Origin of the sequence: Streptomyces sp. NPDC002790 (genome assembly GCF_040295505.1) — a bacterium.
Lineage (GTDB): Bacteria > Actinomycetota > Actinomycetes > Streptomycetales > Streptomycetaceae > Streptomyces.
The window spans coordinates 1-18,833 of record NZ_JBEOVM010000119.1; the positions used below are offsets into that span (position 1 = coordinate 1).

Consider the following 18,833-nt stretch of genomic DNA (forward strand, 5'->3'; position numbering starts at 1 on the left):
CTTGATCTGTCAAGCCCCGCCGGCGGCTGATCTCTCAAGCCCCGCTAGCGGTTGTTCTTTAAGCCCCGCCGGCGATTGAGGCGCGGGGTCCGGGGCGGAGCCCCGTGGCGTAGTGACGGGCTACCTACCGGGCGAGACGACCATCGCCGAGCCTCCGCCCCGGCGGACCTTCTCCGCCGCCGCGAGCCACTTTCCGCCAGGAAGACGCTGGACGCCCGTCGCCGCCCCGATCTCCGGGTTCTCCTTGAAGGAGTGGCCGATGGCCTCCAGCCTCCCGCGGAGCGCCCCGCCGTACAGCCCCGGCTCCAACTCCGTCTGCACCGCATTGCGCTGACTCGCCCGCGGCGCCGCAATCGCGTCGACCAGCGGCAGATCCCGGTCGAGGAACCCCGTCAACGTCTGCAACACCGTGGTGATGATCGTGGCCCCACCCGGCGACCCGACCGCAACCACTGGCTTGCCCGCCTTGTCGAGCACGATCGTCGGCGAGATGGATGAACGCGGACGCTTGCCGGGACCCGGCAGGTTCGGATCGTGGACGTCGGCGCTCGCCGGCGCGAACGAGAAGTCCGTCAGCTCGTTGTTGAGCAGGAACCCGCGCCCCGGCACGGTGATTCCGCTGCCGCCGGTCGACTCGATGGTGAGCGTGTACGAGACGACGTTGCCCCACTTGTCCGCCGCCGTGAGGTGCGTCGTGTTCTCACCCTCGTACGTCGTGGGCGCCGCCTTGTCCCCGGCCTCGCCGCACTTGCCGGGATGCCGCGGGTCCCCCGGCGCGAGCGGGCTCTTGAGCACCGCGTCGTCCTTGATGAGGCACTCGCGGGAGTCCGCGAACTTCTGCGAGAGCAGCCCCTTCGTCGGCACGTCCTCGAACGCCGGGTCGCCCACCCACCGCCCCCGGTCGGCGAAGGCCACCCGGCTCGCCTCGATGAAGCGGTGCAGGTACTGGACCTCGGACGCCTTCGAGAGGTCGGTGTTCTCAAGGATGTTGAGCGCCTCGCCGACACTCGTACCACCCGACGAGGACGGCGCCATGGAGTAGACGCCGAGGCCGCGGTACGAGGTCCGGGTCGGCGCCTGGAACTTGGCGCCGTACGCCGTGAGGTCCTTCGTCGACAGCTTGCCCGGACGCGCCACGTAGTCCGAATCCGGGTCCACCGGTGGCTTGTTGACCGTCTTCACGACGTCCGCGCCAATACCCCCACGGTAGATCGCTCCCACCCCCTCCCGCCCCAACTGCCGGTACGTGCGCGCCAGATCGGGGTTCTTGAACGTCGAGCCGACCTCCGGGAGCTTCCCGCCCGGCAGGAACAGCTTCGCCGTGTCGGGGAAGTCGCGGAACCGGGCCTCGTTCGACGCGGTCTGCGAGCGGAACGTGTCGTCGACGGCGAACCCGTCACTCGCGAGCTTCGTGGCGGGCTCCAGCACAGAGGCAAGCCCCCGACTCCCCCACGCGTCCAACGCCGACTGCCACGTCGCCGGCGTCCCCGGCGTCCCCACGCTCAGCCCGCTGGTGACCGCGTCGTTGAAGGCGAGCGGTTTGCCGTTCTCCAGGAAGAGGTCGGATCCTGCCGTCAGCGGCGCCGTCTCGCGGCCGTCGATGGTGTGCACCTTGCGGGACTTGGCGTCGTAGTAGACGAAGTAGCCGCCGCCCCCGGCCCCGGACGAGTACGGCTCGGTCACCCCGAGAGCGGCCGCGGTGGCGACGGCGGCGTCCACCGCGTTGCCCCCGTGCTTCAGCACCTCGATACCGGCCGCGGACGCGTCCTTGTCGACGCTCGCCACGGCGCCGCCGGAGCCCACCGCCACCGGTTCCTTCACAGGCGTACGCGAACCGGACGAAGGTGGAGCCGCGGCACCGACCGCCACCATGCTGCCAAGTGCGGCGAAGACCGACAGATTCCGCACAACTGAACGTCTCATCAGTACCTCCGGTCAACAGGCGTCAGCGCAGCGTAACTTGATCGGTCCGTGCCGTCAGGACCCCCGCGCCCTCCCCCTCCCCTCCCCCTCGAACCCCGGTCGAACATCCCGCTAGAGTGCGCCCCCATGACTGAAGACGTGCGCAACATCGTCCTCGGCCTGATCGCGGCGGGCATCAGCGCCTCGCTGGGCTGGCTCGCCCGTACCTACCTGTGGAAGCGCAAGCTCCGCAGGAAGCAGGCCTTCTTCGGGCTGCCCGACAACTCCGAGTCGCTGCTCGTCGTGAACCGCGACGCGGGCGGCCCCGAGCTGACGGTGAAGCGCCACGACGTCTTCGCCCTCCTCGAACTCTCCGCGCTCATCAAGGACTGCAACGCGCACGCCCAGGTCGTCGCCCACGACACCGCGCAACAGGGCTTCGGGGAGCGGACCGAGTTCTGTGTCGGAGGACCGGCCTCCAACAGACGCATGGCCGCGCACATGGTCAGCCTGCTGCCCGGCATCCGGGTCAACACCGACCCCGAGCCGGGCCCGGACCGCGGCGCCTTCCAGATCGGCTCCGAGCGCTACCGCCTGGAGCCGAGCAGAACCGAGTACGTCCTCCTGGCCCGCCTGACCGCCGGTCCCGCCACCCCCGAGGCGAGGCCGGTCTTTCTGTTCTGCGGGCAGCTGCCGATCACCAACCAGGCCGCCACGCGCTATCTCGCCCGCCACCACGAGCGGCTCGCCCGCAAGCACGGCAACAGCTCCTTCGTCCTGCTCCTGAAGGTCGTGAACTCCGGGGCGTACGGGCCCGACGTCGTCGAGGTGGTCGCCGATGTCACGAAGGCGGCGGAGGCCCCGCTGCCCGCGGCCCCTGCCAATGGTGGCGGCCGAGCGGCGCACAAGGCCAAATAGGGGCGCCCAAAACCAAGGAGAGCGGTGCCCCCGCCGCGTACGAATGCGACAAGGGCCCGCTCATCCTCGGCAAGCAGGCACGTCCCGACCGGCACGCGGCAGCTGACCTTCTTCTCGTACGCCGGTGTGGCGCGAGCAGTGATCTCCGGCTGCCGCTGGGCGGGAACGGACCGTACTTTCCCTGGCTTCGGCTACTGCGTACCCGGCAGCAGCGTCCCTGGCTCGGCCGGGGCGACATCGGCCGCCTCCGTCTTGGGATTGCGCCGCTGGCGCTTGGCCACCCACTGGGCGAACCAGGACAACACCATGCACATCCCGATGTAGATCGGCGAGATCACCATCACCACAGGGATGAAGGGCAAATCGTAGTCGAGGTTGGAAGCGATCAGTTTTCCGGCGTGGAGGAACTCCTCGTAGGTGATGAGATAGCCGAGCGACGTGTCCTTCAGTGCCACCACCAACTGGCTGATGATGGCGGGCAGCATGGCCCGCACCGCCTGAGGGACGAGCACATGCGTCATGACCTGCGTCTTGCGCATGCCCAGCGCGTACGCCGCCTCGCGCTGCCCGCGCTCCACCGAGTTGATGCCGGAGCGGAACACCTCGGCGAGCACGGAGCCGTTGTAGAGCGTCAGGCCAGCGACGAGCGCGGCCAGCGGCTCCATCTTCAGCGCCACGTAGATGAAAAAGATCATTACCAGGACCGGCATGGCGCGGAAGAACTCGACGAGCAGCGTCGCGATCCAGCGCACCGGCCTGTGGTCCGAGAGCCGCCCCACGGCGAGCAGCGTGCCGAGCACGAGCGACAGGACGGCCGCCATGGCGAAGGCCTTGAGCGTGTTGCCGAGCCCGCGCAGGAGCAGTTCCTGGATGCCCGTGTACTCGAAGGGCATCCACTTCGTGTACGTGAACTGGTCGGTGTCGAAGAGCAGGTACAGAAGCCATCCGACCAGGGCGAGCACGATGAGCGTCGAGACGGCGCCGTACATCTTGTGGCGGCGTTCGGTCTTCGGGCCCGGAATGTCGTACAGGGCGGTGGCGTCGTGCCGCAGGGCCTTCATCGGGCGAACCCCCAGCGCTTCTCGAGGAAGTTGAACAGGGCGCTGATGGCCAGCGTGATGATCAGGTATCCGATCGCGATCCAGACGAAGGTCCAGATGATGTTGTAGCCGAGCTCGCTGAGCGTCTTGTAGGTGCCGAGCAGCTCGACGACGCTGAAGGCGCCCGCGATCGCGGAGTTCTTGGCGAGCGCGATGAGCGTGGAGCCGATCGGCGGGATCACGGACCGGAAGGCCTGCGGCAGGATCACATGGGTCAGGGTCTGGCCGAACGTCATGCCGAGGCTGCGGGCCGCCTCGCCCTGCCCTCTGGGCACCGTGTTGATGCCGGAGCGCACCGCCTCGCAGATGAACGCGGAGGTGTAGCAGCCGAGCGCGAGGATCGCGAAGACGGTGAACGGCAGGACCAGGCCGAAGCGCGGCAGGCCGAGCAGCACCGCGAAGAACAGCAGCGTCAGCGGCGTGTTGCGCAGCACGGTGACCCACGCGGTGCCGAAGGCCCGGAAGGAGCCGACGGGTGCGACCCGGAACGACGCCATGAGGAAGCCGAGCACCAGCGCCAGGATCGACGCGAAGACGGTGAGCTCGACGGTGCCGAGGAAGCCTTTCCAGTACAGCTCGATGTTGTCGGTCAGGACATTCATGGGACGCCTCCTCAGTTCGCCGGGTAGCGGTCGATGGCGGGCGGTTTCGGGGCGGGCTCCCCGGACAGGCCGAGCGTCGCCTCGTACGCCTTCTTCCAGTCGCCGTTCTTCTGGCCGGCCTCGAGCGCGTCGTTGATGGCGAACCGCAGCGCGTTGTCCTTCTTCGGGACGCCGATGCCGTACGGCTCCTCGGAGAACGGCTTGCCGACGAGCTTCATCTCCTCGGGCACCTTGGCCGCGTAGCCGAGCAGGATCGCGTCGTCGGTGGTGACCGCGTCGACCTGATAGGTCAGCAGGTTGTCGACGCAGATCGAGTACGTGTCGTACGCGACGAGTTCGGCCTTCGGATAGTCGGCCTTGATGCGCTGGTACGGGGTGGAGCCGGCGGCCGAGCAGACGCGCTTGCCCGCGAGGTCGTCGGGGCCCTTGATGTCCTTCTCGTCGGTGCGCACGAGCAGCGACTGTCCCGCCATGTAGTACGGGCCCGCGAAGCCGACGATCTTCTTGCGGAGGTCGTTGATGGTGTACGTGCCGACGTAGTAGTCGATCTGCCCGTTCTGCAGGGCCGTCTCGCGGTTCGCCGACGCGATGGTCTTGAAGCGGATCTTCTTCGGGTCGAGGCCGAGGGAGGCCGAGACCATCTTGGCGATCTCGATGTCGAAGCCGGTGTACGTGCCGTCCGCGGGGTTCTTCTCGCCGAGGTAGGGCTGGTCCTCCTTGGCGCCGACGACGAAGTGGCCGCGCCTCTCCGCCTTCTTCCACGTCGGGGAGTCGGGCAGCGAGAAACCCTGGGCGATCTTGTACTGGGGGAGCTCGGCGGCCGAGGGACCCTTGACGGGTGGGCTGCCCTCCTTGCCGCACGCGGTGGCGGCCAGGGCCGTCACCGTCAGGGCGGCGAGCAGCCGTAGCGACTTGGCGATCATGTGCTGGTGCCCTCCCCCGGTCAGTGCTTCAGGATCTTGGAGAGGAAGTCACGTGCGCGCTCGCTCTCCGGGTGGGTGAAGAACTCCTCGGGGTTGCGGTCCTCCACGATCTTTCCGTCCGCCATGAAGACGACGCGGTCGGCGGCGGTGCGCGCGAAGCCCATCTCGTGGGTGACGACGACCATCGTCATGCCGTCGCTCGCGAGTTGCTGCATGACCTCGAGGACCTCGTTGATCATCTCCGGGTCGAGTGCCGAGGTCGGCTCGTCGAAGAGGAGCGCCTTGGGGTCCATGGCGAGTGCGCGGGCGATGGCCACGCGCTGCTGCTGTCCGCCGGAGAGCTGCGCGGGGAACTTGTCGGCGTGGGCGGCGAGTCCGACCCGTTCGAGAAGTTCGCGCGAGCGCTTGTCGGCTTCGCCCTTCTTGCGTTTTCTGACCTTCAGCTGGGCCAGCGAGACGTTCTGCAGCACCGTCTTGTGCGCGAAGAGGTTGAACGACTGGAAGACCATGCCCACTTCGGCCCGCAGTCCCGCGAGCGCCTTCCCCTCCTCGGGGAGCGGCCGGCCGTCGAGCCGGATCACGCCGGACTCGATGGTCTCCAGACGGTTGATCGTCCGGCAGAGCGTCGATTTGCCCGACCCCGAGGGGCCGATGACCACCACCACCTCCCCCTTGCCGACGGTGAGGTCGATGTCCTGGAGGACATGCAGCTCCCCGTAGTACTTGTTCACGTCTCGCAGCTCGATCAACGGATCGACGGCCATCGGCGGTCCCTGCCCACTTTCAGGTGTGTCGGTCCGCGCAAACTATCCACGCTTACATGGGACTTAACAGACGACACGCACTTATGGGCATTAACCGTATTTGACGCTCAACTACGCGGCGCCACCTCGCCGGTCTACGACTCGGCGGCCTCCGCGTAGAACTGGGAGAGCTCCGGGGCCCCGCTCGCCGCCCACTCGTGCCCGGCCTCCACGACGTCGATCTCGCGGCCCGATGCAAGCCGCACCACCGGCTGCCCGTTGTCCCAGATCACCCAGGTGGCGCCCAGTACGTGGCGCACCATGACCGAGCCGAGATAGAGACCCGCGTCGTTGCCCAGCCAGTGCAGCGTGTCCTCGTCCTCCCGCCAGCGCGGCACGAGTTGATCGAGGGCCTCCAACGACCGCACCGACTCGTCGAGTTCGACCCCCGCGTCATCGGCCTGGGAACGCAACAGCTCGCACTCGGAGAGGAGTTCGACGAGTCCGCTCTCGCTCTCGTCACCTTCGTCACCGGTCGGGAACACGGCGACACCGTGTGCCGGACCCTGCTTCTTGCGCCAATTCGCCGCGAAAGGGATCTTCATATTGCCCAGATTCGCATCCTGGCACCTGCCCGCACCACAGGCGCGCGGAGGTGACGCCGCGCGGAGTTCAGGAACCGGACACCGGCCTTTCTCCCCCGTTTACCTCGCGGCACGTTGACGGGCCATCACCCCGTCCTTAACTTCATGGCGCAACCACCACGGCGGACACACAAGCGGAGGGAGTCGGTCTTGCGCCGACGCATTTGGGGAGCCGCGTTCATTCTGGCCGTCTGCGCGGAGTTCACCCCTGTCGCCACGGCCCACGCCGCGCCCGCAAGACCCGGGCCGCTCCCCCTGGAGCGGCTCTTCGACAACCGGGCCGTCAGCCACGACACGGCGCCCGGCGAAGCGGACTTCGACGGCGCGGGCAGCTCCCTGTCCGCGCAGGACCTCACCGCGGCCGGCTGGACGCCCGGCCGCACCATGGAGATCGACCGGGCCCGCCTCACCTGGCCGCGGACGGCCGGGTACGGGCCCGACAACGTACGGGCGAACGGGCAGTCCGTGCGGGTGGGCGGGCGCGGGGACGCGCTCGCCTTCCTGGTCGCGGGCACCGGCGGGGACGCGGCCGGGACCGGCGTCGTCCGGTACGCGGACGGCTCCCGGTCGACGTACCGGCTCAGCGCGCCCGACTGGCGCACCGGGCCGCTCGCCACGAAGTCGGTGGCGCTGCCGCACCGGAACACGCCGTACGGCCAAGTCGCCGAGAAGGCACGGCTGTACGCCGTGACCGTGCCGGTGCGCAAGGGCCGCCAGATCTCCTCCGTCGAGCTGCCGAGGGCGAGCGGCGGGGCGCTGCACGTCTTCGGCCTGTCCGTGCGGGCGGCGACGCCCGGGTGGACTGGCAGCTGGTCGGCCTCGCCCGCCGGGTACACCGCGGTGGGGCCGTGGGCGGACCGCACCATCCGGCTCGTCGTGCACACGAGCACCGGCGGGCCCAGGGTCCGCATCCGCCTGGAGAACACCTTCGCCGCGACCCCGGTGCGGGTCGGCAGCGCGTCGGTGGCCGTGCAGGGGGCGGGGGCCGCGGCGCTCGACATTCCGGTGCCGCTGACGTTCCGGGGCTCCCCCGGCGCCCAACTCCCCGCCGGTGGGCAGGTGTTCAGCGACCCGGTGGACTTCGACGTACCGGAGAACGCGAACCTTCTCGTGAGCTTCCACCTTCCGGAACCCGTCACCGCGGCGCCCGTGCACAGCCAGGCCATCCAGCGCAGCTACGTGAGCACGGTGGGCGATCACGCCGCGGACGCGGACGGCTCCGCGTACAGCTCGACGATCTCGTACTGGCCGCTGCTCACCGGCGTCGACGTGGGCGGTGGTCCCGGCTCCGTCGTGCTGCTCGGCGACTCCATCACGGACGGCGTGAAATCGACGCTGGACGCGAACCACCGCTGGCCGAACGTGCTCGCCACACGGCTCCTCGCCCAGTCGAAGGTGCCGCACTACGGGGTGTTGAACGAGGGCATCTCCGCGAACCGGGTCGTCGCCGACCGCTACCCGGGCGACGGGCTCTCCACCGACACGGGCGGGGTGAGCGCGCTGCACCGGCTCGACCGCGACGTGTTCGCGCAGACCTCCGCGAGGACCGTCGTCGTCTTCCAGGGCGTGAACGACGTGCGCTGGGGCGCGAGCGCCGCGCAGGTCGAGGCGGGGCTCCGGGAGATCGTGGCGCGGGCGCACGCGCGGGGCCTCAAGGTGATCGGGGCGACCATCACGCCGTGCGAGGGCGAGGCCCTGTGCACGGCGGCCGCCAACGAGCAGCGGGAGGCCATCAACTCCTTTGTGCGCAGCCCCGGTTCGGGCTTCGACGGCTTCCTCGACTTCGACGCCGTCGTCCGCGACCCGGCCCGCCCGGCGCGGATGCTCCCCGCGTACGACAGCGGTGACCATCTGCACCCCGGCGACCCGGGCCTGAAGGCGCTTGCCGATTCGATCGACCTGGAGATCCTCAGGCCGTAGCGTCGTCCGGCTTCCTGGCGATCAGGATTGCCTGCCGGCCCTGGGTCGCCCGCTCATAGTCGTCGGGCTCGCGGATCAGTTGGGACTCCATCGGGAGCCCGGCCTGCTCCACGAGCCCGACGACGTGCTCCGGGTCCAGCCAGTAGACGTCGAGCGAGAGGTCGTGCCCGTAGGCGTGGTCCAGGTGCCGCAACAGGTCGCCCACCTTGAAGCCGAGCAGCAGATAGCCGCCGGGGGCCAGGACGCGGTGGAATTCGGCGAACACCGTCGGCAGCAGCTCCGGCGGCGTGTGCACCGTCGAGTACCAGGCGACGACGCCGCCGAGGGAGCCGTCCGCCAGGTCGAGCCCGGTCATCGTGCCCTCCTCGAACCGCAGTCCGGGGTGGGCACGGCGGGCCTCCGCGACCGTCTTCGGCGACAGGTCGACGCCGAACGCCGAAAGGCCGAGGGAGTTCAGATGGGCCGTCACATGGCCGGGCCCGCAGCCGAGGTCGGCCACGGGTCCCGCGTCCGCCCGCCGGACGCGCTCGGCGAAGACGCCGAACACCGCGTGCGCGTACAGGTCCTGGGGGAAGAGCGGAGGAATGATCTCCGCGTAGGCGCCCGCGGCGGTGTCATAGGCGAGTTGGGTCGAGTTCAGGTACGTCGTCAGATCCGTCACGGACGCAGACGCTAGTGCCCGCCACTGACAATCGGCCCGCCCGGCCGGTGTCGGCTCAGACGTCGAGGTCCACCACGACCGGCGCGTGGTCGGAGGCCCCCTTGCCCTTGCGCTCCTCGCGGTCCACGTACGCGTCGGAGACGGCCTTGGCGAACGGCTCGTTCCCGTAGACCAGGTCGATGCGCATGCCCTTGTTCTTCGGGAAGCCGAGGGCGCGGTAGTCCCAGTACGTGAAGGGGTGGTCGTACTTGAGGGGGCGCGGCACGACGTCGGTCAGGCCCGTCTCACGCAGCGCCGTGAGCGCCGCGCGCTCGGCCGGGGTCACATGCGTCGCCCCGTCGAAGAGGGAGATGTCCCAGACGTCGTCGTCCGTCGGCGCCACGTTGTAGTCGCCCAGCACCGCGAAGGGGCGCGAGCCCGCCGCGTCGCCCGCGACCGCCGCCTTCAGGGCCTCGAACCACTGGAGCTTGTACGCGTAGTGCGCGTGGTCCACCTCCCGCCCGTTCGGCACGTACACCGACCAGACGCGGGCCGGGCCGCAGGTCGCGGAGACGGCGCGGGGCTCCTCCACGCCGTCGTACCCGGGGTCGCCGGGCACGCCCTTCACCACGTCCTCCAGGCCCACGCGGGAGAGCAGCGCCACCCCGTTCCACCTGCCGTTCGCGTTCACCGCCGACTCGTAGCCCAGCTCCCGCAGCTCGTCCGCGGGGAACTGCTCCGCCGAGCACTTGGTCTCCTGGATGCACAGCACGTCCGTGCCGCTGCTCTCCAGCCAGGCAAGGAGGCGCGGCAGCCGCGCGGTGATCGAGTTCACGTTCCAGGTAGCAATGCGCATGTCCCACAACCTACTAGGCGGGACTGACAACGCCCCGCCGAGCCGCCGACACATCGACAGGCTGCCTTGCAAGTTTTCCTGTTAGACAGTTAGCCTGCCGAACATGACGATCAACACCCCTCTCGACGAGCGTCCCGCCCTCGTCCTCATCGACCTCCAGAACGGCATCCTCGGCCTGCCGACCGTGCACCCTTCCGCCGACGTCCTCCAGAACGGCGCCCGGCTCGCCGAGGCCTTCCGCGCCAAGGGCCTGCCGGTCGTGCGCGTGAAGGTCGCCTGGTCTCAGGACGGCGGCGACCTCCCGACGGGCCGGGCCGCCGCGGGCGCCATGACGCAGGCGCCGCCGCCCGCGTTCTCCGAGTTCCCCGACGAGCTGGGCCCGCTCGGCGACGACATCGTCATCACCAAGCGGCACTGGGGCGCCTTCACCGGCACCGAGCTGGACCTCCAGCTGCGCCGCCGCGGTGTCACGCAGATCGTGCTCTGCGGCATCTCGACGTCGATCGGCGTCGAGTCCTCCGCCCGCTCCGCGTGGGAGCTGAGCTACCACCTCGTACTGGTCGACGACGCGACGACCGACACGGACGCCGACTCCCACGAGCACAGCTTCGGCAAGATCTTCCCGCGCATCGCGGAGATCGGCTCCACGGACGAGGTCGTCGAACTCCTCAAGAAGTAGCCGTCAGACCTGCGCCGAGTCACCTGGAGTGAGGCGCAGGTGCTCCGCGCCGCCGAGTCCGCCGATCTGGTTGTCGTAGATCGGCCGGGCGAGGTCCGTGAGCAGCGCGTCGTGGATGTCGTACGCGCGGCGCGGCTTGACCTCCCGTACGTAGTCGATCACTTCGGCGATCTTGTTCCAGGGCGCCATGACGGGCAGCATCAGCGTCTCGACCGGGTGGTCGGGGACGGTGAGGGCGTCGCCGGGGTGGAAGACCGTGCCGCCGTCGATGAGATAGCCGACGTTCGTGATGCGCGGGATGTCCGGGTGGATCACTGCGTGCAGCTCGCCGTGCGCCTGGACGTCGAATCCGGCGGCCGAGAACGTGTCGCCGTGGCCCACCGTGTGGACGCGGCCCGGGAACGCCGCCGAGATCTGGTCCGCGACCGACTTCAGGGTCCAGATGTGCGCGCCGGGGTTGGCCTCCATCCCGGCGCGCAGCCGGTCCTCGTTGAAGTGGTCGGGGTGCTCGTGCGTCACGAGGATCGCGTCGGCGCCGACGGCCGCGTCGTCCTCGGAGAATCCGCCCGGGTCGATGACGAGCGTCTGCCCGTCCTTCTGGAGCCGTACGCACGCGTGGGTCTTCTTCGTCAGCTTCATGCGTCCATCCTGCGCCCGCTCCCGCCCGGTTTCACGCCTGGGGCGGTTCCCCGCTCACTCCTGGGGCGTGGTCTCCTCGCGGATCACCTGCTGGGCCACCTTGAACGCCGCGTTCGCGGCCGGTACGCCGCAGTAGACGGCGGTCTGCAGCAGGATTTCCTTGATCTCCGCGGCCGTGAGGCCGTTGCGCAGGGCGGCGCGCGTGTGGAACACCAGCTCGTCGAGGTGGCCGCCCGCGACCAGGGTCGCCAGGGTCACCGAGGAGCGCGTGCGGCGGTCGAGGCCCGGACGGGACCAGATCTCGCCCCACGCGTAGCGGGTGAGGAGTTCCTGGAAGTCGCCGGAGAAGTCGTCGGCGGTGGCCAGGGCCCGGTCCACGTGGGCGTCGCCGAGGACCTCGCGGCGCGTCTTGAGGCCCGCGTCGTGCGGGTCGGGCCGGGTCGCGGCCTCCGGCTGCTGCGCGGCCGCGATCTCCGCGCGCGGCGGGGCCGACGGGGGCGGCGGCGCGATGACCGGCTTGACCGGGGCGGCCTGGATGGCGGTCTGCCCGGTCTTCTCGTGCGCGGCGGGCCAGGCCGAGGTGAAGTGCCGTACGAGGAGGTCGGTGACGGCGGCCGGCTGCTCGACCGGGGCCAGATGGGAGGCGCCCGGCACCACGGCGAGCCGGGCGTCCGGTATGCCGGCGACCAGGGTGCGGGCCTCGGCGGGCCCTGTGACCTGGTCCTCCGAGCCGACGAGGACGAGCGTCGGCACACCGATGTCGGCCAGCTCCTCGCGGACGTCGAAGGCGGCGAGCGCCTCGCACGAGGAGATGTAGCAGCCCGGGTCCGTCGTACGGACCATCTGCACGGCCCAGTCCGTGATCGCGGGCTGCGCGGTCGCGAAGCCGTGCGTGAACCAGCGCTCGGGGGCGGTACGGGCGATGGGGTCCAGGCCGTTGCTGCGCACGATGACGCCGCGCTGGCGGAACTCGTCGGCGGTGCCGAACCGCGGCGAGGCCGCGATCACGGCGAGCGACGCGACGCGCTCCGGGTGGCGCAGCGCGAGCTCCGCGCCGATCGCGCCGCCCAGCGAGCAGCCCGCGTAGCCGAAGCGCTGGATGCCCAGCTCGTCGAGCGTGGCGAGCAGCCGCTCCGCGAGCGCCTCGACGGAACCGGCCGGGTGGGCGGGGGAACCGCCGTGGCCGGGCAGGTCGAAGCGGAACACCCGCCAGTGCTGGGCCAGCTCGGGCACCTGGCGGTCCCACATGTGCCATGTGGTACCCAACGAGGGCCCCAGGATCAGGGTCGGGGCGTCTTCTGGCCCGTCAAAGCGGTGTTGCAGGGTGTTCATCGACGTCTCACTCACCCGTCCGACCCTCTCATCTGTCACGAACTGTCACATTGTCGGGGTGGACGTGATAGTCCGTGGCCTTCTCACAGCAGCAGGCCCGGCACTGCCGGAACGCTCCGGCAAGTGTAGGTATGCGCTTAACGCCTTGTGCACGGACTCGTCTCGGCAGCGACCGCCTCGAGCACGTTCCTTCCCTCAGCACTTACGGTCAGCCTGGCCCCTTACCCATGGGCTTCCCACCGGATCCGGTTCCGGCGTCGAGCGTGGCCGCGCGTACACGCCCGACCCGACCTACCGAAAACCCTTCCAAAATCTCCCCACCAGCGGCTTGGGTCACCCAGCCCACATCCCCACGGCTGGACATGGTTGACGTCCTGGTGGTCTCCGAGACACGTACTGCGTTCAATTCGGGCAGGATCTAGCTTGATCGCGGGCTGCCCTCAACAAGATGGGACCGGGAGAGGTCGGTGGCGGCCAAGTCACCCCTCGGAGGCGTGATCAGGAGGGTCGGCCTGGAATCCGGCGATCAGGGTATCCATGAGGAAGTGGAAACTCCGCGTGACATCGCGCGGCATCCCGAAGCCGCCGTCGGCACCCTCAAGGATGACGAACCCGTGCAGTGCTGATCGCAGCGCCCTTGCCGAGTCGACGACACGCGCGTCAGGCAGGCCGAAACCGGCGAGGACGTCGAGCAGAACCTGCAACGCCTCTTCGCTGACGCGGCGGTCCTCCTCGTCGTCGGCCGCCGGAGCGGGGACGGTGGCGGCGTAGCGGCCGGGATGCTTCAGGGCCCAGTGGCGGTAGCTGTCCGCGAACGCCCGGACTGCGTCCGGGCCGGAACGGCCGACGGAATCCCGGGCCAGCTGGTGGGCGAATTCGCGCTTCGCCTGGACGGAGATGCCGTGCCGCAGTTCGTGCAGGGAGCGGACGTGCTTGTACAGGGATGGCGGTCGTACGCCGAGCCTGTCGGCCAGCAGCCCCATGGTCAGGCCCGCAAGACCGACCTCGTCGGCGAGCGCCGCTCCCGCCGCCACGACGACGCTCGCATCGAGGCCTGCTCTAGGCACGGGCGTGTGCTTCCAGGAAGGCCAGCATCAGAGAGACGGTCTCCTCGGGGTACTGGTCGTGCGGGTAGTGGCCGGCTCCCTCGATCACCGCGAGCTCTCCGACACCGGCCGGCATCGCGGCCACGATGGCCCTGCCCTCGGCGCGCGGATCGACCCAGTCGGGGTCGAGCGAGCCCTGCACGATCAGGGCAGGACACCGTACGTTGCCCAACTCGGCGTCGGCGTCCGTCGGCGCCGACTGCGCCATCTTCTGCATCGCCCGCATCCGACCGGGCTCGCCCAGCATCGCCTCGATACGGGCCAGCCGGTCGGTCCAGTCGGCCGGTTTGCGGCCCGGGTAGGCATGGTCGAGGTAGCGGGTCCACAGTCCCACGCTGCCGAGCAGACCGGCGCCGAGCAGCCGCAAGGCACCCGTGCGGTAGCTCTTCGAGCGGAATTCGCCGAGCTTGATCGACTGCGCGCGCGTGAAGGGGCCCAGCTCGATGATGCCCCTGACCAGGCCGGAATCCTGGGCGGCCACGATGGTGGCGGCGCCGCCGGAGATCGAGTGACCGACCAGGACGGCCGGGCCGCAGTCGATGTGGCGGATCACCGCGAGCAGATCGCCCGCGATGTCGGTGCGCGAGTAGGAAGGCCACTTTGCACTCGACTTGCCACAGCCCCGCAGGTCGACCGCGGCCACTCGATACCCCGCCTCCACCAGATGCGGCAGGACGAACCTGTACGCCGCACGGCTGTCCCCCAAGCCGTGGGCCAGGACGACCAGCGGGCCCGCTCCAGCGTCCTCGTAGGCGATGGTGCCGCCCGGGACAGAGACGGACTCAGCCACGACATCTCTCTTCTAGTTAAGTGCAATAGCTATAAGCTAATCCAGATAGCCAAAAAATGCCCACCCCAGCCGGGCGAGGCGAGCGGGAAGGTCCAGGCCATTCCGGGGCGGAGCGCCGGCTCCACGCGGGCGCGTGGGCCGTGCGCGTCCACGAAGTGAACGCGACGGCGGACGCGGTACGGGGGCGTCCGATCCCTGGAAAACCCTTAGCGGCGCCGAGGGGGGGCAGAATGCAGAGCCGGTGTCCTGGTGTGTGCTGCAGGAGGCGGGGACAGCACGACTGCGCGAGGACTCGCACCCTCCGTATTCAGTAAGGACAGCGCGCGCAGGGAGCATCCGCCGGAGCGGAGATGCCCGGCGCTCTGGGGCCGGGTGGCCGCCGACTTCGGGGTAGCTCTCATCCCCGCGCTCGCGGCCGCACCTCGCCAAGGCGTGACCTACCTCGAAGTAGCTCAGCCCAGCGGCCTCACACACGACATCCAGATCACGACCCGCGAAGAAGACACATCACCCGAAGTCGAAGCCCTCTCCCCTCTGCTGGTGCAGCGCGGCATTGGGGGCGGGACATGCGGGCCCGGGCGGCCGAGCAGGACTGGGATCGGGTCATGACGGCACACCCGGGTCGGTCGACTGTGCCCTCTTCCATCGGGAGATGGCACGGGCCAGTTGGTCCGATGCGCGTTCCACCTGGTGGTCGGGGCCCGGGGAGCCGGCCGTGACAGGCAGGTCGACGCTGGGGTAGCGCGGGTCACGGTCGAAGGGGATCGTGTCGCTGGTGTCGACGAGCCAGCGCAGCACCGCATCCCGCAAACGTGTTTCGGTTGTGGTGTGTTCGGGGTGCCCGGCAAGGTTGGTGCGCTCGTGAGGGTCGTCGGTGCGGTGGTACAGCTCGGCCGGTTCGTACAGGCGCCATACATAGGACCAGTCGTGGTCGCGGACGCAGATGGCCCGACCGACCAGTTCGGGCCGTTCGTGCTGGAGGGCTGCCTTGAGGTCGTAGGGGAAGTCCGCCTCTTCGAGCTGGGGCTCCTCCTCGGCCGAGAATCCGCCCTCGGTGAACGCGTATTGCCGATGCTCGGCGTCCGGGGCGTGCAGGACGGGGACGAGGCTGCGGCCGAAGTGGCGGTGGTCGGGCGCGACGCCGGCGAGTTCCAGGACGGTGGGGACGATGTCGACGAGTTCGACGAGGGCGTCCGTGCTCTGGCCGGCCGGTAGGTCGCCGCCGGAAACGACAAGGGGGGCACGGGTGATGCAGGGGTGCAGCGCCGAGGGCCACTTCTCGATGAGGCCGTAGTCGCCGAGGTATTCGCCGTGGTCGGCGAAGAAGAAGGTGACGGTGTCGGCGGCGTGTCCGTGGTCGTGCAACGCCTTGGTGAGACGCCCCAGTTGGTCGTCCATCCGGGAGATCATGCCGTAGTAGGTGGCGGTGATCTCCCGCCAGGTGTCTGCGCTGGTGTCCTTGATGCCGAAACGCCGGCGGACGGCCTCCATGAAGGCGGGCTCCTGGGTGGTGTCGTCGACCGCTGCGACCGGGGCAGGGAGCGTCGCGCGGTTGTACATCGAGTACCACGGCTCCTCGACCTCGAAGGGGCAGTGGGGTGCGACGAGCGGGACGAAGAGGACCCATGGCCTGTCGTCGGGGGCCTGGGACAGCCAGCATTCGGCACTGCGCACGGTGGCCTCGTCCGCGTCGACCCGGTCCGGGTCCTCGGGGAGTCTGCCGCGGTAGTGGAGACGGGCGGCCGTCTCGCCGCCGGGCCAGGTGCCGCGCGGGGTGGGGCGCACGGCTTCGGTCGGGGTGATGCCGTAGCCGTACTCGTCGACGCTGAGTTCGGTGGCTCCGGGTGCGAACGTGTCGCCACGCATGCCGGGCCAGGCGACGTGGTAGCCGGACTCCTTCAGGCTGCGCAGCACGTTGGGTTCCCACGGCTTGAGCAGGTGGGTCAGGGTGCGGTGGCCCGCTGTGTGCGGGTACCAGCCGGTCAGGAAGGACGCCCGGCTCGGGGAACAGACCGGGTGCTGGACGTAGGCATGGTCGAAGCGGGTACCGCGCGCCGCCAGCGCGTCCAGATGGGGAGTGCTGATGTGGGTGTTCCCGAAGGCGCCGAGCGCGTCCGCGCGCAGTTGGTCGGGGATGAAGAAGAGGAAGTTGGGCCTCGAACGGGCCATGGCGCGCCTCCGATTCGGGTGCGGGTGATCGGGAGACCCGACCACAGCCAAAAAACGTACGATGATTGGTTTTGGACGTCAAGACACCCCACCCCGTAGCCCCTGCCCCGACGGCGACGCCCCCTCGATCCCCGAAGATGCATTGACGGCTAAAACCGATCACATTACGGTTTTGGCTGTCGACGGGCAGGGCCGTCACCATCCGCAGGCCCCGCCCTGCCCTCTCATCTCTTGCCGGCGCATCGGCCGGCCCGCCGGACGGAGAGATCATGAACGGGTATGCCACGAGATTCGTGACCACGGCCGGTGCGACAGCTGCCGCACTGGTACTCACGGCCTGCGGCGGCGGCTCGGGTTCGACCGGGACGAGCACGGATGAGCTGGACATCGCCACCATGACGGCAGCCCAGAGCCTCGACCCCAAGGACGCGATCGGCGGCGCGCTGCCGTACTTCCAGGCCGTGTACGACACGTTGATCAAGCGGGACCCCAACGGCGCACTGCGCCCGATGCTCGCCACGAAGTGGTCGTACGACGACAGTCGTACAAAGCTGAGCCTGACGCTGCGCAAGGGTGTGAAGTTCAGCGACGGCACGGTGTTCGACGCGCAGGCCGTCAAGGCGAATCTCGAACACTTCAAGAAGGGCGGAGGAGGTGGCGCCAAGTACCTGAGCGCGTTGAAGAGCGTCGACGTGCAGGGTGCCTCGCAGGTGACACTGCACCTCAACTCCCCCGACCCCGCGCTGCTGTTCTACTTGAGTGATGCGGCGGGCCTGATGGCCAGCCCTGCCAAGATCGACGCCGGCTCGCTGACGACGACGCCCGTGGGGACCGGCCCGTACACCCTCGACAAAGGGAAGACGGCGGTCGGCAACAAGTACACGTTCGCCCGCAAGCCCGGCTACTGGGGAACGAAGGCGCCGTTCAAGGCGCTGACCATCAGCGTCTTCGACAACGAGACCGCCATCGTGAACGGCCTGAAGACGGGGCAGATCGACAGCGCCGTCGTGCAGGACGCCAACCAGCAGAGTTCGGTGCTGTCGGACAGCCGCCTCAAGAAGACCGCGTTCAGCTTCGACTTCCAGGGACTGCTCCTCTTCGATCGCGGCGGCGTGCACACGCCCGCGCTCAAGAGGACCGAGGCGCGACAGGCGATCAACTACGCCCTGGACCGTGCGACCATGGTCGACAAGATCCGTCAGGGCCGCGGCGAAGTCACGGAACAGATCTTCGGCCGGCAGACGGAGGCGTACGACAAGAAGCTGGACTCGGCCTATCCGCACGACCCGGCGAAGGCCAGGAAGCTGCTCGCGAAAGCCGGTTACCCGGACGGCTTCACGCTCAAGCTGCCTCGGGTCTCGGCGATCGTCAGCGACGCGCTGGCCTCGTCCATCTCCGCCGACCTCAAGGCGGTCGGCATCAAGGTCGTCTGGGATCAGCTGGACGGAAACACCGCGGTGCAGAAGATCTACAAGGACCGCGCCTACTCGGCCATGGTCATGAACATCGGGCAGTCCCCGATCGACTGGGTGACCGCCCAGGACCTCGTCACGCCGGGCGCCTTCAACATGTACGGGTCCAGCGATCCCACGGTGAAGAGGCTGCTCGGACAACTGAAGACGACCACCGGTCCCAAGGCCGCAGGCGCCGCACGGCAGCTGAACGAACACCTGGTTGCCGAGGGCTGGTTCGCCCCCTTCTACCGCATGACGTTCCAGCTGGTATCCACCAGGAACGTCCGGGTGACACCTCAGTCCGGTATGGGTGTGCCCTCGATCTACAACTACCGGCCCGCCTCCTGACCGTGGGTCCGGGGGATCGTCTTGGGCACCCCCACGGCGGCGGGGGAGGGCGCAGCCCGCCACAACTC

General features: G+C 69.2%; 17 protein-coding genes. 4 read left to right on the top strand and 13 right to left on the bottom strand.

Going from position 1 to position 18,833, the window contains the following annotated elements; all coding sequences use genetic code 11:
- Positions 1-120: 120 nt before the first annotated feature.
- Entirely contained in the window at positions 121-1,923 is a 1,803-nt protein-coding gene (gene ggt / locus ABT004_RS31230) for a gamma-glutamyltransferase (RefSeq protein WP_351343359.1), read from the bottom strand.
- Between the two features lie 126 nt (positions 1,924-2,049).
- Here ggt and ABT004_RS31235 point away from each other — a divergent pair, with 126 nt between their 5' ends.
- The gene (locus ABT004_RS31235; protein WP_351343361.1) at positions 2,050-2,820 is read left to right on the top strand and encodes a hypothetical protein; all 771 of its coding nucleotides are present in this window, start codon (positions 2,050-2,052) and stop codon (positions 2,818-2,820) included.
- Between the two features lie 191 nt (positions 2,821-3,011).
- On the opposite strand, the gene ABT004_RS31240 is transcribed toward ABT004_RS31235, so the two are convergent.
- From ABT004_RS31240 to ABT004_RS31260, 5 genes are all read right to left on the bottom strand, one after another.
- Positions 3,012-3,881, bottom strand: coding sequence for an amino acid ABC transporter permease (locus ABT004_RS31240; RefSeq protein ID WP_351343363.1), 870 nt, complete (start codon positions 3,879-3,881; stop codon positions 3,012-3,014).
- A complete protein-coding gene (locus ABT004_RS31245; RefSeq protein ID WP_351343365.1) occupies positions 3,878-4,522 on the bottom strand; it encodes an amino acid ABC transporter permease in 645 nt (214 codons plus the stop codon). The genes ABT004_RS31240 and ABT004_RS31245 overlap by 4 nt, the downstream gene beginning before the upstream one ends.
- Positions 4,523-4,533: 11 nt before the next feature.
- Positions 4,534-5,445, bottom strand: coding sequence for a glutamate ABC transporter substrate-binding protein (locus tag ABT004_RS31250; RefSeq protein WP_351343367.1), 912 nt, complete (start codon positions 5,443-5,445; stop codon positions 4,534-4,536).
- A gap of 20 nt (positions 5,446-5,465) precedes the next feature.
- A complete protein-coding gene (locus ABT004_RS31255; RefSeq protein WP_351343368.1) occupies positions 5,466-6,209 on the bottom strand; it encodes an amino acid ABC transporter ATP-binding protein in 744 nt (247 codons plus the stop codon).
- Between the two features lie 134 nt (positions 6,210-6,343).
- A complete protein-coding gene (locus ABT004_RS31260; protein WP_351343369.1) occupies positions 6,344-6,793 on the bottom strand; it encodes a DUF6278 family protein in 450 nt (149 codons plus the stop codon).
- 144 nt (positions 6,794-6,937) lie between these two features.
- Here ABT004_RS31260 and ABT004_RS31265 point away from each other — a divergent pair, with 144 nt between their 5' ends.
- Complete coding sequence (locus tag ABT004_RS31265; RefSeq protein WP_351343370.1) at positions 6,938-8,752, top strand: SGNH/GDSL hydrolase family protein; 1,815 nt, start codon at positions 6,938-6,940, stop codon at positions 8,750-8,752.
- Here ABT004_RS31265 and ABT004_RS31270 read toward each other — a convergent pair.
- Positions 8,742-9,413, bottom strand: a complete 672-nt coding sequence (locus ABT004_RS31270; RefSeq protein ID WP_351343372.1) for a class I SAM-dependent methyltransferase — start codon at positions 9,411-9,413, stop codon at positions 8,742-8,744. The two genes, ABT004_RS31265 and ABT004_RS31270, sit on opposite strands and share 11 nt — an antisense overlap.
- 55 nt (positions 9,414-9,468) lie before the next feature.
- Positions 9,469-10,248 carry an exodeoxyribonuclease III gene (locus tag ABT004_RS31275; protein WP_351343374.1) on the bottom strand — a complete coding sequence of 260 codons (780 nt, stop codon included), beginning with the start codon at positions 10,246-10,248 and terminating at the stop codon, positions 9,469-9,471.
- 103 nt (positions 10,249-10,351) lie between these two features.
- Between ABT004_RS31275 and ABT004_RS31280 the strand changes: the two genes are divergently transcribed.
- Positions 10,352-10,927, top strand: coding sequence for a hydrolase (locus tag ABT004_RS31280; RefSeq protein WP_351343376.1), 576 nt, complete (start codon positions 10,352-10,354; stop codon positions 10,925-10,927).
- 3 nt (positions 10,928-10,930) lie between these two features.
- On the opposite strand, the gene ABT004_RS31285 is transcribed toward ABT004_RS31280, so the two are convergent.
- The 5 genes from ABT004_RS31285 to ABT004_RS31305 all read right to left on the bottom strand — a co-directional run bounded on the left by ABT004_RS31285 (position 10,931) and on the right by ABT004_RS31305 (position 16,963).
- On the bottom strand, positions 10,931-11,566 hold the full coding sequence (locus ABT004_RS31285; protein WP_351343378.1) for an MBL fold metallo-hydrolase: 636 nt from the start codon (positions 11,564-11,566) through the stop codon (positions 10,931-10,933).
- 54 nt (positions 11,567-11,620) lie between these two features.
- Positions 11,621-12,913, bottom strand: a complete 1,293-nt coding sequence (gene pcaDC / locus ABT004_RS31290; RefSeq protein ID WP_351343380.1) for a bifunctional 3-oxoadipate enol-lactonase/4-carboxymuconolactone decarboxylase PcaDC — start codon at positions 12,911-12,913, stop codon at positions 11,621-11,623.
- A gap of 464 nt (positions 12,914-13,377) precedes the next feature.
- A complete protein-coding gene (locus ABT004_RS31295; protein WP_351343381.1) occupies positions 13,378-13,965 on the bottom strand; it encodes a TetR/AcrR family transcriptional regulator in 588 nt (195 codons plus the stop codon).
- Positions 13,958-14,794: an alpha/beta fold hydrolase gene (locus ABT004_RS31300; protein ID WP_351343383.1), complete on the bottom strand. Its 837-nt coding sequence runs from the start codon at positions 14,792-14,794 to the stop codon at positions 13,958-13,960. The genes ABT004_RS31295 and ABT004_RS31300 overlap by 8 nt, the downstream gene beginning before the upstream one ends.
- A gap of 603 nt (positions 14,795-15,397) precedes the next feature.
- On the bottom strand, positions 15,398-16,963 hold the full coding sequence (locus ABT004_RS31305; RefSeq protein WP_351343385.1) for a sulfatase family protein: 1,566 nt from the start codon (positions 16,961-16,963) through the stop codon (positions 15,398-15,400).
- Between the two features lie 269 nt (positions 16,964-17,232).
- Here ABT004_RS31305 and ABT004_RS31310 point away from each other — a divergent pair, with 269 nt between their 5' ends.
- Entirely contained in the window at positions 17,233-18,765 is a 1,533-nt protein-coding gene (locus ABT004_RS31310; RefSeq protein ID WP_351343387.1) for an ABC transporter substrate-binding protein, read from the top strand.
- Positions 18,766-18,833 lie beyond the last annotated feature (68 nt).

Excerpts from the sequence above, each read along its gene's own strand:
- ABT004_RS31275 (WP_351343374.1), bottom strand. The coding sequence starts at position 10,248 with ATGCGCATTGCTACCTGGAACGTGAACTCGATCACCGCGCGGCTGCCG.
- ABT004_RS31265 (WP_351343370.1), top strand. The coding sequence starts at position 6,938 with ATGGCGCAACCACCACGGCGGACACACAAGCGGAGGGAGTCGGTCTTG.
- ggt (WP_351343359.1), bottom strand. The coding sequence starts at position 1,923 with ATGAGACGTTCAGTTGTGCGGAATCTGTCGGTCTTCGCCGCACTTGGC.
- ABT004_RS31250 (WP_351343367.1), bottom strand. The coding sequence starts at position 5,445 with ATGATCGCCAAGTCGCTACGGCTGCTCGCCGCCCTGACGGTGACGGCC.
- ABT004_RS31285 (WP_351343378.1), bottom strand. The coding sequence starts at position 11,566 with ATGAAGCTGACGAAGAAGACCCACGCGTGCGTACGGCTCCAGAAGGAC.
- ABT004_RS31255 (WP_351343368.1), bottom strand. The coding sequence starts at position 6,209 with ATGGCCGTCGATCCGTTGATCGAGCTGCGAGACGTGAACAAGTACTAC.
- ABT004_RS31280 (WP_351343376.1), top strand. The coding sequence starts at position 10,352 with ATGACGATCAACACCCCTCTCGACGAGCGTCCCGCCCTCGTCCTCATC.
- ABT004_RS31310 (WP_351343387.1), top strand. The coding sequence starts at position 17,233 with ATGAACGGGTATGCCACGAGATTCGTGACCACGGCCGGTGCGACAGCT.
- ABT004_RS31245 (WP_351343365.1), bottom strand. The coding sequence starts at position 4,522 with ATGAATGTCCTGACCGACAACATCGAGCTGTACTGGAAAGGCTTCCTC.
- ABT004_RS31305 (WP_351343385.1), bottom strand. The coding sequence starts at position 16,963 with ATGGCCCGTTCGAGGCCCAACTTCCTCTTCTTCATCCCCGACCAACTG.
- ABT004_RS31260 (WP_351343369.1), bottom strand. The coding sequence starts at position 6,793 with ATGAAGATCCCTTTCGCGGCGAATTGGCGCAAGAAGCAGGGTCCGGCA.
- ABT004_RS31235 (WP_351343361.1), top strand. The coding sequence starts at position 2,050 with ATGACTGAAGACGTGCGCAACATCGTCCTCGGCCTGATCGCGGCGGGC.
- ABT004_RS31240 (WP_351343363.1), bottom strand. The coding sequence starts at position 3,881 with ATGAAGGCCCTGCGGCACGACGCCACCGCCCTGTACGACATTCCGGGC.